Source organism: Vibrio sp. OPT20, assembly GCF_963889365.1.
In the GTDB taxonomy this organism is placed as follows: Bacteria; Pseudomonadota; Gammaproteobacteria; order Enterobacterales; family Vibrionaceae; genus Vibrio; species Vibrio splendidus.
Window position 1 is genome coordinate 53,837 of the sequence record NZ_CAWPOA010000078.1, and the last position, 12,477, is coordinate 66,313.

General features: G+C 44.1%; 10 protein-coding genes. 4 read left to right on the top strand and 6 right to left on the bottom strand.

The features are described 5' to 3' along the window. Window positions 1–57: 57 nt before the first annotated feature. The 4 genes from norW to AACR09_RS17405 form a co-directional block, all read right to left on the bottom strand. Window positions 58–1,227 carry an NADH:flavorubredoxin reductase NorW gene (gene norW, locus AACR09_RS17390; protein ID WP_193835442.1) on the bottom strand — a complete coding sequence of 390 codons (1,170 nt, stop codon included), beginning with the start codon at window positions 1,225–1,227 and terminating at the stop codon, window positions 58–60. 1 nt (window position 1,228) lies between these two features. Then, complete coding sequence (gene norV, locus AACR09_RS17395; RefSeq protein WP_193835443.1) at window positions 1,229–2,734, bottom strand: anaerobic nitric oxide reductase flavorubredoxin; 1,506 nt, start codon at window positions 2,732–2,734, stop codon at window positions 1,229–1,231. A gap of 385 nt (window positions 2,735–3,119) precedes the next feature. Next, a complete protein-coding gene (locus AACR09_RS17400; RefSeq protein WP_017077057.1) occupies window positions 3,120–3,776 on the bottom strand; it encodes an NAD(P)H-dependent oxidoreductase in 657 nt (218 codons plus the stop codon). A gap of 324 nt (window positions 3,777–4,100) precedes the next feature. Next, window positions 4,101–4,967 (bottom strand): hypothetical protein, encoded by an 867-nt coding sequence (locus AACR09_RS17405; RefSeq protein ID WP_017077056.1) that lies wholly within the window; start codon window positions 4,965–4,967, stop codon window positions 4,101–4,103. Between the two features lie 569 nt (window positions 4,968–5,536). Here AACR09_RS17405 and AACR09_RS17410 point away from each other — a divergent pair. From AACR09_RS17410 to AACR09_RS17420, 3 genes are all read left to right on the top strand, one after another. Further along, a complete protein-coding gene (locus AACR09_RS17410) occupies window positions 5,537–7,444 on the top strand; it encodes a PTS mannitol transporter subunit IICBA (protein WP_193835444.1) in 1,908 nt (635 codons plus the stop codon). Between the two features lie 182 nt (window positions 7,445–7,626). Then, complete coding sequence (locus AACR09_RS17415; protein ID WP_193835445.1) at window positions 7,627–8,775, top strand: mannitol-1-phosphate 5-dehydrogenase; 1,149 nt, start codon at window positions 7,627–7,629, stop codon at window positions 8,773–8,775. Between the two features lie 50 nt (window positions 8,776–8,825). Further along, window positions 8,826–9,362: an MltR family transcriptional regulator gene (locus tag AACR09_RS17420; RefSeq protein ID WP_193835446.1), complete on the top strand. Its 537-nt coding sequence runs from the start codon at window positions 8,826–8,828 to the stop codon at window positions 9,360–9,362. A 263-nt stretch (window positions 9,363–9,625) separates the two neighbouring features. Here the strand turns inward: AACR09_RS17420 and nagB are convergent, their stop codons facing one another. After that, window positions 9,626–10,426 carry a glucosamine-6-phosphate deaminase gene (nagB, locus tag AACR09_RS17425; protein WP_004732731.1) on the bottom strand — a complete coding sequence of 267 codons (801 nt, stop codon included), beginning with the start codon at window positions 10,424–10,426 and terminating at the stop codon, window positions 9,626–9,628. A 564-nt stretch (window positions 10,427–10,990) separates the two neighbouring features. Then, window positions 10,991–11,344: a DUF413 domain-containing protein gene (locus tag AACR09_RS17430; RefSeq protein WP_009846107.1), complete on the bottom strand. Its 354-nt coding sequence runs from the start codon at window positions 11,342–11,344 to the stop codon at window positions 10,991–10,993. Between the two features lie 156 nt (window positions 11,345–11,500). Between AACR09_RS17430 and AACR09_RS17435 the strand changes: the two genes are divergently transcribed. Next, window positions 11,501–12,391 carry a LysR family transcriptional regulator gene (locus AACR09_RS17435; protein ID WP_004732733.1) on the top strand — a complete coding sequence of 297 codons (891 nt, stop codon included), beginning with the start codon at window positions 11,501–11,503 and terminating at the stop codon, window positions 12,389–12,391. Window positions 12,392–12,477: the final 86 nt, after the last annotated feature.

Below are 12,477 nucleotides of genomic sequence, written 5' to 3' on the forward strand. Positions count from 1 at the left end.
TGAATACAAGAAAGCCAGTCTGTTGACTGGCTTTTTTTGTATTAGCGCCTCTAGGACTTATGCGGGTGAGCTTGCTTGTAGCTCTTTAAGAAGAGGGAACGCGGCTTTGCTGTGCTCTCCCGTGACAATGAATCCAACCAACTGGTTATCTTCATTGAAGCCTTTGGCGACAATGCCTTTAGGATCGAATCGCGTTTCCCAGCTCTGAGCAGTGTGAATATCGCGCCCTGCGAGCTGAATAGGATAACTCGGTGTTTTCACCTTGGTGATCATATGAGGCAAGCTGAGCTTTGCTTCGCCCACTTTGATCTCTCCTTTATCCTTAGTCAGCTGCTTCGCCAACACGTTTGCAGACAAAATAGCGGGCTGCAAATAGGCCATCACACGACCTTCAATTTCAGCGCAATCACCAATCGCATACACATTGTTAGCACTGGTTTTCAGGGTGTCATTGACCACAATGCCTCTGTTTACTTCTATTCCCGCTTGCGTGGCTAACTGCGCGTTTGGCCTTAATCCTGCTGCAGCAATCACAGTATCTGCTCGTATTAGCCGAGAAGAGGTGGTTTGTAGCCTAACTCCATCAGACAGGTAAGTCGCTCGACGAATCACAGAGTCGGTTTCGACGGTAACCCCTGCTTTTGTCAGTTCCCTTTCCAATTCAAGCGAAACGAAAGGTGGCACAAGGCTATTCAACAGATAACTTGCGGGTTCGATAATCGTGACATCTTTGCCCGCAGCTTGAAGGTCGAATGCGAGCTCGACCCCAATCAAGCCTCCACCCATTACGGTGATGCGTTGAGCGTCATCGATCTGAGCTTTGTGTTTCTCGAACTCTTCCAAACTATTTAACGTAATGGTCGCGCTGTGTTTAAGCCCTTCCGCTGGTGGTATAAAAGGCGTCGCGCCCGTTGCTAATACCAACTTCGAATAATGGATAGTTTGTCCATCAACACGAACACACTGCTGCTTGGTATCGATTTCGCTGACTAAAGCCTTGGTTTTGACGACTACGTTGTACTGCTCAGCCAATTGTTGAGCGTTATTAACGGCTAAGGCTTGTGGTGTTTGAGCTTGGCTGAATACGTGTGAAAGATTCGGCTTACTGTACTCAACTCCCGCATCTGCCGTGATCATGGTTATCGCGATATCTTGGTCAATTTTACGTACCATCTTTATGGTTTGTAGGGCGGCGAAACCACCACCCACAATCACAATGTTCGACATGTTACTTCTCCACAAATACTTCTTTGCCTAAATGGCATTCTGGGCAAAGGAAGTCATCCGGCACTTGTGCCCAAGGTGTTCCTGGTTCAACGCCTTGGTAGGGTTCACCCAATTGTGGGTCGTACACCCATTCACACACTGTGCAGCGCCAGCAAGTGCAATCTGCGCTGTGGTTTGACTTATCTTGAGCTACTTCTGTTTCCTGCTCTGTCGTGTCTTTGAGCTCGGCAGTGGTGTTTGCCGGTGCTGGTGTGGCTTCAAGCGGTGTAACATTGCGTGATACTTGCTTTGGTGCGCTGACTTCGTCTGGATTCACACGCCAAACCTCGGCCAGTGTTATACCGTAATCAATACATTGACGAAGTGCGTCTGTATCTGGTTTCCAGTGGATATGCTGAGGTGCGCTCACTTCGAAGTTGGCTTCACGTAAGCGAGCGTCGATACGTTTTACCGCGCCGCCAGTCCACCCTGAAGAACCAAATGCTGCGGCTCTTTTACCAGCAAAGCGCAGGCCGTGTACTTCTTCAAGTAGCGCGGCGATTTGCGGCATCATCACATTGTTCATGGTCGATGAGCCAACGAGTACACCCTTTGAACGGAAGATATTGGCAAGGATGTCATTCTTATCGTGCTTAGAGATATTAAAGACTTTGATTGCTGTTTCTGGGCTGCCTTTACGGATACCTTTTGCGATTGCGTCAGCCATCATGCGAGTGTTGTTCGACATGGTGTCGTAGACAATGGTGATACGATCTTCTTTGTAGGCTTTAGACCACTCGTAATATTGCTCAACAATTTGCGTCGCGTTGTCGCGCCAAATACAGCCATGAGAAGTAGCAATAACATCGATTGGCACGCCTAAACTCAGGACTTCTTCTATCTTCGCTTTCACCAAAGGCGCGAAAGGCGTCAGGATGTTTGAGAAGTAACGCAGACATTGGTCATGCAGTTCTACTTGGTCTAGTTGGTCATTGAATAGGTTCTCGTCGCAGTAGTGTTGGCCGAAAGCATCGTTACTAAACAGGATTTCATCACCGGTTAGGTAAGTCGCCATTGAGTCTGGCCAGTGCAGCATTTTCATCTCTACGAAGATCAGTTGTTTTCCGTTACCGACGTCAAGAGTGTCACCGGTTTTGACGGTTCTGAAGTTCCAGTCTGGTTGGTGGTGGTGACCAACGATGGAGTTCACTCCCGCTTCCGTACAGTAAACCGGCGTGTTCGGAATTTTAGCCAGTAGCGCAGAGAGGGCGCCTGAGTGATCTTCTTCTGCATGCTGACAAATGATGTAGTCGATCTCGTTGATATCGATTTCCATCTCTAGGTTTGAAAGGAATTGTTCAGTAAAGCGATGATCGACAGTATCGACAAGCACTGTCTTCTCTTCACGGATCAGATACGAGTTATAGCTCGTACCTTTGTTCATGTGGTATTCCTTACCGTGGAAGTGCTCGGTTTCCCAATCATGGACGCCGACCCAATGAACATTTGATTTAACGTGAATAGTCATAATGATAATACCTTATTTAAATATCTAAGGCTCTCATTGCACTAGTTGTGCCATGTTTTTAAGTATTTGTTTTTATGGTGTTTGTTTGGTTTTTGATCGCCATGATGTGTCTTTATGACATTGTGGTTTATGTAATCAAAATAGACTTGGTGTGTCTTTATGACTAAGTGGTTGATGGTTGATGGTTGATGGTTGATGGTTGATGGTTGATGGTTGATGGTTGATGGTTAATAGTTGGTAATTGCTTGGATAAATAACAGATACAAAAAAGGCCAGACGAGAGTCTGGCCAAATAAGGCAGTGTGATTTAACTGTTAAAGCTATTAGCTTTATTAAAATTAACTAGACCTATTAGTGCTTTGAAGCCACTAATAAATACAAGCTATTAAAGCGTAGTAACCACTTCATCAAGCGCTAGACGCGCTTTTGGTTTACCGTGGTTGTAGTCTTCGCCGTCTTTGTGGAAGCCGATAGCCAGTGCTACATCAACAACGTGACCTTCCAGTTCGTCAGCAAACTCTTCGCCGATCATAGCGGCATCTACGCCTTCCATCGGTGTTGATGCAATACCAAGACGAGCCAGTGTGTGCATTGTGTTACCTAGTGCGATGTACACTTGAGACTTAGTCCAGTTACCGTTGAAACCCGTTTCGTCTGTGTTCATTTCTGCGAATGCGTAAGCACCTAAGAATTGCTCGTACATTTCAGCAGGTAGGTGACCAGAACTTACTTCTGTATCAGCACGCTTCGCGAATTTCTCTTTAGTGTATTTAGGATCGTGAGCAAACAGGATCGTGTGTGACGCTTCTTTCGCATGTGGTTGGTTAAACTGGAACATGTTCTCGAAAGTATTGTGGAAACGTTGTTTTGCTGCGTCGCTCTCAATGATGATGAATTTCCAAGGCTGAGAGTTGATAGAAGAAGCTGATAAACGAAGTGCTTCTTTGATTACTTCCATGTCTTCCGCAGAGATGCGTTTGTCGGCATCGTATTTTTTAGCTGTGTAACGAGTGTTTAGATCAGTAATGATTGGATGAGTCATGTTGAATCCTAATATCTATCAATAATAAATGTTGTAGGGTTTTATGTTCGGTAACGTCAACAATAAACGGATAACGCATTTAGGCAGTATCTCTATCAAAATCGTTGCTAGAACCGTCAATTTCTAAAAGACCTAACGCTTAAATGGCTATCGAACATGCCCCCATAAATCGAGTATCTGCGGTAGCTCAAGTCGATGGGTGTAAGATAATAGAATAATGACTCGGGAAAAATAGCGAACACATCAAATCACTATGGTTGATAATGTCCATAATGATTTAATTAGTGTGATCTGGATGTGTGTTGGTTTTCTACAATCAGCCAGTTAGTACGCTTTGATTCCATATTGGCGTAATAAAGAGGGAAGTACGCTGTCGAGGTTTGGGATATCTTCAGGGTTAAGTTCAATCAAGCTAAAACCGTGCTCTTGGTAAATTTTCTTGGTCGCATTTCGTTTGTCTTCTTCTATAGGGCCTGAATCTGTTCCCCAGAACTGAATGTATACCTTGCCGCTTGGCAGGTAGAAATCGCTCATTACTTCTTTTGAGATCGGCAGCGGACGTTCGTACGCATGAACCACTCCTGCCATATAAAGCCAGTTATCGATGATCAGCTCTCCCTTTGAACGAACATAATGCCCATCTAAGCTTCGGTGCTTCGCTTCGAATTTTTGACGAAAACTGGAAAATGACACGTCAGTAGAGTGGCTTTCAGCATCATGCCCTAGGAATTCAACAACAGACTGCTTCAAACGTTTATTGCGAACCAGTGAGTCGTGCCATACCACGAATAAGTTTTGAGTCGCTTTATCTTCTCTTTGTTCACCACCGGCTTTTAAGCCTGTAGAGGTGACATGCCAGCCGTCGTCTTCTTTTGTTATCCAGCCAAGCTCATTGAGCAATAAGTTGATTTTCTTTGCGCTGAGTTGAAAGGCACCGCCGAGCTGAGTGGCGGTCAATGTGTTGCCTGAGAATGAATCTAAATCGATAAGCAGTTTCTCTGGCCAGACAATAAAGACACCGAACTTCTTATGTTCGACATATTCCCCACCAAAGCTTTCTCCTCGTTCTGTAAGAACCCAGCGCTCTTGTGAGCGCACGATATAACCCGCTGTTTTTAGATCGCTAAATAAAGTTTTAGCTTCTATGCCTTTTTGTTTAGCAAGTGCGGATGTGGAAATTTTGTCTGACATAGTCTTTTCTCAAATAGCAGAGTGATCCGCTGATGGGTTTTGGAGGGATACATGATGTGATAGCACTGGTAACTACCATATCACATCTACTAATGCTAACTGCAGCTCACTGGTCTATGTTTTTAGTAGAAAGTCATGTCTGGTTTTGATGTTGTGGGAAATGTGGTTCTTTTGTAATTAAATTACATAATTAGCGATTTTGCTCATCTAGGTGCATACTTTCTATACGTGACACGATGTTCTTTTATACGGTTTATATAGATATTAGATGCTGCATTTTATTAAGTGTGATTTGCATCACTATTTATTTTTAAGTATTACAAAATAAAGTGTGATCTAGATCTTGTGTTAATGATATTTATTCTCATCAATTTGGCTTTGTAATTTAAATTCATGGTGTTTTTGTGATCTAAAGTGCTCTTGTTAACCCTAAAGTGTTTTTTGTGTGTGATGTTTGTCGCAAAAGTTGGGCTAAGGTGCATTTTGGAAATGTTGTGATACATTTTAATCGACTTTTGAGTACACACTTTCGGTCATTTGACCAACCAATACATTACGGGGTTCTACCTATGTTATCACCAGAAGCAAAGATTAAGGTTCAAAACTTTGGTCGTTTCTTATCCAATATGGTAATGCCAAACATCGGCGCATTTATTGCGTGGGGTTTCATTACTGCACTATTCATCCCAACCGGTTGGTGGCCTAACGAAACGTTAGCATCAATGGTTGGCCCTATGATTACATACCTACTGCCACTATTGATTGGTTACACCGGTGGTAAAATGGTTGGTGGTGACCGCGGTGCGGTAGTGGGTGCCATCACGACAATGGGTGTTATCGTTGGTACTGATATCCCAATGTTCATGGGTGCAATGATTGTGGGTCCACTAGGTGGTATCGCAATTAAGAAATTCGATGAAGCTGTTCACGGTAAAGTGAAGAGTGGTTTCGAAATGCTAGTGAATAACTTCTCTGCGGGTATCATCGGCATGATCTGTGCGATCATCGCGTTCATCGTGATTGGTCCTGCGGTTAAGATTCTATCTGGCGGACTTGCTGCTGGCGTAAACGCAATGGTAGAAGCAGGTGCATTACCTCTAGCATCTATTTTTGTTGAACCTGCGAAAATTCTATTCCTAAATAACGCAATCAACCACGGTATCTTCTCTCCACTAGGTATCCAGCAATCTGAAGAGATTGGTCGTTCAATCTTCTTCTTAATCGAAGCAAACCCAGGTCCTGGTTTTGGTCTTCTACTTGCTTACATGGTGTTTGGTAAAGGTAGCGCGAAGCAATCTGCTGCTGGTGCATCTATCATCCACTTCCTAGGTGGTATCCACGAAATTTACTTCCCTTACGTTCTAATGAACCCACGTCTAATTCTTGCGGTAATCGCAGGTGGTATGGCGGGTGTATTCACTAACGTAGTGTTCGATTCTGGCCTTATCTCTCCAGCATCTCCAGGTTCTATCTTCGCAGTCTTACTGATGACGCCAAAAGGCTCTTACATCGGTGTTGTACTTTCTGTAATCGCTGCAACGGCTGTGTCTTTCATCGTAGCTTCAATCCTACTTAAGACTTCAGCTCAAGGTGATGATGAAGATTCACTAGAAAAAGCATCGGCTCAAATGAAAGACATGAAAGCGTCTTCTAAAGGTGCAGCATCAGAAGCTGGTGTAAACCTAGCGGATGTGAAAGCTGTCTATGTGGCTTGTGATGCAGGTATGGGTTCGAGTGCAATGGGTGCTGGTCTACTACGTAAGAAAGTAGCAACAGCTGGCCTAGACATTGAAGTGACCAACTACGCAATCAACAACCTGCCGGCTGATTCGCAAATCGTTATTACGCATAAAGACCTAACAGACCGTGCTCGTAGCACTGTGCCAGGTGCGATGCATATGTCTCTAAGCAACTTCCTAGACGGCGGCGTATACGACCAACTAGTTGCTGAGCTGACAGAAGCTCAGGCTACAAATGATCTAAGCGGTGAAGCGAAAGTAGAAGCTCCGGCGCCTGCTGCAGCTGCAGCACAAGAAGGCAACAAGCTTGCACTGACAGACGACAGCATCTTCCTTGGCCTAAAAGCGACTCAGAAAGAAGACGCAATCAAGTTTGCTGGCGAACAATTAGTAAAACTTGGCAACGTATCACCGGAGTACGTAGACGGCATGTTTGCTCGTGAAGAGCTTGTGTCTACTTACCTAGGTGAGTCTATCGCTGTGCCACACGGCACAATCGAAGCGAAACAATATGTACAAAAAACCGGCATTGTTTTCTGTCAGTACCCTGAAGGTATTCAGTGGGGCGAAGATGAAGATGATATCGCGAAGATGGTTATCGGTATTGCCGCACAAGGCGATGAGCACAACATGGTGCTGATGGCTATTACCAATTCACTCGATGATGAAGAAGCTGTGGAATGCTTACAGAACACAACAAACCCTGCTGATGTTCTACGTATTCTCAACGGAAACTAAAAAGCTCTAGTCAAGCTCCTGAGTGAAGGAGGCCAGTATCCCCCTACTGGCCTCATTTCGGTCTTAATCTTTCTTACAAGGTTCAGTCTGAATAGCTTACTGCTTAATGCCTAAGGCACATCGCCAAGGTATGTTGTTGAGCCGTTAGCTATCTAGATTCAAATATTTATAAGGTCAAAATTATGAAAGCGTTACATTTTGGTGCAGGTAATATCGGTCGTGGTTTCATTGGTAAGCTTCTTTCTGATGCAGGTATGAAGGTTACGTTTGCTGACGTAAATGAAACGGTTGTAAATGCGTTAATTGAACGCCAAGAATACCCAGTTAAGATTGTTGGCGAAGAGTGTGTTGTAGAAGTGGTTAAGAACGTGACAGCAGTAAACTCAGCGACAAGCGCTGTAGTAGATTGCATCGCTGAGTCTGATCTTGTGACGACAGCCGTTGGCCCTACTGTTCTTAAAATCATCTCTAAATCTATCGCTCAAGGCATTGAAAAGCGTGCAGCAGCAAACAACACGGCACCAATGAACATTATCGCGGCAGAGAACATGGTTCGCGGTACTAGCCAATTAAAAGCAGCAGTGTTAGAGCACCTTTCTGATGAAATGAAAGCCTTCACTGAAGAGCACATTGGCTTTGTTGATTCAGCGGTCGACCGTATTGTGCCACCGGCAGAAGCGGGCGAAACAGACCCTCTAGCCGTAACCGTTGAAACGTTCAGCGAGTGGATCGTAGATCAAACACAATTTAAGGGTGAGATTCCGAACATCCCAGGTATGGAATGCACTGACAACCTAATGGCTTTCGTTGAGCGTAAATTGTTCACGCTAAATACGGGTCACTTGGTAACGGCATACCTTGGTGTACTTGCGGGTCACGAGACAATCAAAGACTCTATCGAAGATGACGTAATCCGAGCTGAAGTAACAGCAACGATGGAAGAGAGTGGTGCGGTTCTGATTCAGCGTTACGGCTTTGATCCAGAAGCTCACGCTGCCTACATCCAAAAGATTCTTGGTCGTTTTGCTAACCCGTTCCTACGTGATGAAGTAGACCGTGTTGGTCGTCAGCCAATTCGTAAACTGAGCCCACAAGACCGCCTAGTTAAGCCTCTGAATGGCACATTAGAGTACGGCCTACCGAATGTTCACTTAGTAAAAGCAATCGCAGCTGCGTTCCATTACAAGAATGAAGACGACCCACAAGCGGTTGAACTTCAAGCAATGTTCGCAGAAAAAGGGTTTGCTGAGACATTAGGGCATTATTCTGAGCTGAATAGTGACTCAGAAGTTGTTAAACTAGCGGAAGAAGCTTATCTAGCATTGAAATGATAAACCATCAAAGTGCCACACCAGTGGCACTTTCTTATTGTCGAGCCGTTATGCCAATACAAACTAGCCACGAAACTGAATTACTCGAAGCTCTATCTGAAGCTGAGAGCGCTAGCGCCTGTCTAATGGCGGCTTACGATGCATTGGACGACACGGTAGATGCCGTATTAAAAAACATTTTCAAGAAAGACGACACGGCAATTAAATTTGTTGTTGAACCACTTCTCAACAGTGGCGGTCCGTTGGGCGAGATTATGATCCGCGCTAAGCTGCTATTAGGGCTTGGTGTGATCAGTAAAGAGCTCTACGATGATTTAGAGATTTTCGTTACTTTGAAAGAGTGGGCGAAAATACAAGGTGAAGACACCAGCTTCACAGAAGTCGACGTGATATTTGAGCTCAACAAGGTGCAGGCGATTCAACGCATAATGCCTATCGAATATGACTCGGAGATGGTGGAAACCATGTCGGGCCCAATGCTTCAAATGTTCTTGGGTCGACACAATCAGAAAGTGAAGTCGACGATCGTTTTGGCTATCACTGACATTATCACGACCTTATGCCGAGATAACGCTCTGAGTTCTTAGTTCTAGTTTGCAGTCCTGCTTATCTTGTTCCACATCCTACATATCTTGTAGCTGTTCGTTCGTTTCAATCCAAAGCTTAAAATGATGGCGGTTTCTCTCGTTGGAGAAATCGCTTTGTTGTTTTTGTGTCTATCAAAAACTCTCGACACTTTCCCCCGCTTATCAAATACAAAAGTAGCAGGTACAAAAAAAGCCACACTCAGTGGCTTTTTCTATTCAAGACGCTTTTCTATTAAAAACGGCTTTCTATTCAAGACAACCGATTATAGGTCTTGGATGTTCTCAGCTTCTAGCTCTTGGAAGTAGCGTAGAGTCTTAACTTTTAGCTCTTGTTGAGCTGGCTCATCAGCAACGATGATAGCTTTACGGTGCATCTGTAGAGCGGTAACAGTCCACATGTGGTTTACAGAACCTTCGATAGCCATTTGAAGCGCTTGCGCTTTGTTGTGGCCTAGAGAAAGGATCATTACTTCTTCAGAATCTAGAAGAGTAGCAACGCCGATAGTTAGTGCGTATTTAGGAACTTGGTTGATGTCGCCATCGAAGAAACGAGAGTTCGCGATACGAGTGTCTTCAGTCAATGTTTTGATACGAGTGCGTGAAGATAGAGAAGAACCTGGCTCATTGAATGCGATGTGACCGTCGATGCCTACGCCGCCCATGAACAGGTTGATTTTGCCGTATGAACGGATTTTCTCTTCGTATGCTGCACAGTGAGCATCGATGTCTTCAGCTTTTCCGTCTAGCAGGTTGATGTTTTCTGCTTGGATATCAACGTGGTTGAAAAAGTTCTCGTGCATGAATGTGCGGTAAGACTCTGGGTGGTTAGGGTCGATACCAACGTACTCATCCATGTTGAATGTTACAACGTGCTTGAAGCTTACTTCGCCAGCTTTGTGTAGCTCAATTAGCGCAGCGTAAGTAGTTAGAGGTGTGCTACCAGTAGGAAGACCTAGTACAAATGGACGCTCAGCAGTAGGAGCGAATTTGTTGATAGAATCTGCGATGTGACGAGCAGCCCATTTACCTACTTTAGCTTTGTTGCTTAATGGAATAAGTCTCATTGATTTTGCCCCTAGAAATAAAATTTTATAGTGTTCTGAAACATTAATTCGCATTATAAAATAAGTTATTAAATTCCGCTATTGTTTTAGGTCAAGTTTTTGCTTTTTTCGTCGTATCTGTGACTAGAACTCTCAAATTTGCACAATTATTGTATGGATATTTGGTAGCGTTAAACAAGATTAATACGTTTGTCATATATCGTCAGGTGGGTTTGATTCAGGGTCTGAAAGATCAACAAGCTTTGTTGAGTGGATGAGTGGTTGGATGGTTGGTCAGGAGTGCAATGGACGTATGATCAAAGAGTGATGCTTATGTGGCACTGCCGTGCAAAAATAGGAGAAAAAGTGAGGAAGTATCACCGACAGGCGTGAATGAGCATGGGTATATTTAAGAATAGTGATTATTCAAAGCTATCACTATGAATTTTCTATAAATATTGGTAAAACTGGACAGGTTGGCTAAACTTACCAATTATGAAGAAGATGCGTGTTTTTTTTAAGTTGCCGCTAATATGCTATGAAAAAAAAGCCCAAAGTGATTAGGTATCACTTTGAGCAGTTTTACTAATCTTCTAACACTAACTCTCTTTCGTATTCTTCCCTAGGCACTTCACCGCGTTTGCAGCCGTTTAGGGTATGAAAGCGACGGCGTCCACGAGCCAGTTGAATGTACTTCAACCAAACACGGTCTAACTTGGACTTAGCCTTATGCGGGTGAGCCAATACTTTGATGAAATGTCTTTCTTCAGCATTGGTCGGTGTTAGTTCACCAGTCTCAAGTGCAAGCATAGTGTCGCCAAACAAGGTTAGGATTTCTTCTTCTGAAAGAGTAAAATCACCTGACTTAGCGAACCCTCGTGGGAATTTAATGGTGTCATAAAAACGTTTTTTTCCGTGTCGGAATTCGGTCTCAGACATATCAGCCTCAGTAATGTGGTTAGATAGAAATTAGTGTTTATTGCTCACGCGAAAATATTGTTAAAAGGCTAAAATAGGAAACAAAACGTTTTTGCCTTTACGATAAACAATCCTAGATCGGCTAGTTAGCAGATTTATTACAGAGATGTATTTTTGATGGATGTGAAAGTATTTAGAACCTTTCTTGAGGTTGCAAGGGTGCGCCACTTTGGGCGCGCAGCTGAAAACTTGTATTTAACACAAGCAGCGGTGAGTGCGCGGATCAAACAGCTTGAAGGCTATTTTGATACTCAGCTCTTCATTCGTGACCGCAATAACATCAAGCTTACCTCTTCCGGTGAGCGTTTGATTGGTTATGCTGAAGTGATGGTATCCACCTTACAACAAGCCAAGTTTGAGCTGTCGTTAGAGAGTGGAAAAGCCTTGCAGTTAACACTAGGTGGCACTCCGAATATTTGGGATGCGTATCTGCAAAACTGTTTAAGCGTAGTGACCGATTCGTTTGGTGGTTATGGCTTCATGGCTGAGGTGATGGGGCGCGAGCAACTGAACCGTAATTTGCTAGAGCGAACCTTAGATATGGCTTTCGCCTTCGATCAAATTAAAGCGGAAGAGCTAAACTGTAAAAAAGTCGCTGATTTGGTTTTGGTGTTGGTATCAACGCAGCAAGATGATCTGGAATCTGTGTTCCAACATAAGTATGTGTATGTCGATTGGGGAACGCGCTTCGGTTCAGAACACGCAGAACGTCACCCAAAAGTTCCAGCTCCGTATTTACGTACCTCTACGGCTCGTATTGCCCTCGATTTCATTTTAGAGAAAGGTGGCAGTGCGTATTTACCTGTTTCTATGGTTGAACCTTTTATCGACTCAGGTCAGCTGCATAAGGTGAAAGGGGTAGAAGATTGGTATCGCCCAATTTATCTCAGCTACCGCAAAAGCAGCACCTCGGTTGATGCGATCATGCAGGTCGAGAAGTTGGTTAACGAGATTGATCCATCGACCGCTTATACGTTGCAACAAGCCGCTGAACAAGCACCAGAGTAGCGGCATTCGCGGTAAGCAACGGCTTTGTTGATTAGATTCAATAAAAAATGGCTCCTAACTAGTTATATAGTTGGGAGCCATTTTCG

Bases quoted from the DNA above. Each gene is read 5' to 3' on its own strand.
- norW (WP_193835442.1), bottom strand. From the start codon at position 1,227: ATGTCGAACATTGTGATTGTGGGTGGTGGTTTCGCCGCCCTACAAACC.
- norV (WP_193835443.1), bottom strand. From the start codon at position 2,734: ATGACTATTCACGTTAAATCAAATGTTCATTGGGTCGGCGTCCATGAT.
- AACR09_RS17400 (WP_017077057.1), bottom strand. From the start codon at position 3,776: ATGACTCATCCAATCATTACTGATCTAAACACTCGTTACACAGCTAAA.
- AACR09_RS17405 (WP_017077056.1), bottom strand. From the start codon at position 4,967: ATGTCAGACAAAATTTCCACATCCGCACTTGCTAAACAAAAAGGCATA.
- AACR09_RS17410 (WP_193835444.1), top strand. From the start codon at position 5,537: ATGTTATCACCAGAAGCAAAGATTAAGGTTCAAAACTTTGGTCGTTTC.
- AACR09_RS17415 (WP_193835445.1), top strand. From the start codon at position 7,627: ATGAAAGCGTTACATTTTGGTGCAGGTAATATCGGTCGTGGTTTCATT.
- AACR09_RS17420 (WP_193835446.1), top strand. From the start codon at position 8,826: ATGCCAATACAAACTAGCCACGAAACTGAATTACTCGAAGCTCTATCT.
- nagB (WP_004732731.1), bottom strand. From the start codon at position 10,426: ATGAGACTTATTCCATTAAGCAACAAAGCTAAAGTAGGTAAATGGGCT.
- AACR09_RS17430 (WP_009846107.1), bottom strand. From the start codon at position 11,344: ATGTCTGAGACCGAATTCCGACACGGAAAAAAACGTTTTTATGACACC.
- AACR09_RS17435 (WP_004732733.1), top strand. From the start codon at position 11,501: ATGGATGTGAAAGTATTTAGAACCTTTCTTGAGGTTGCAAGGGTGCGC.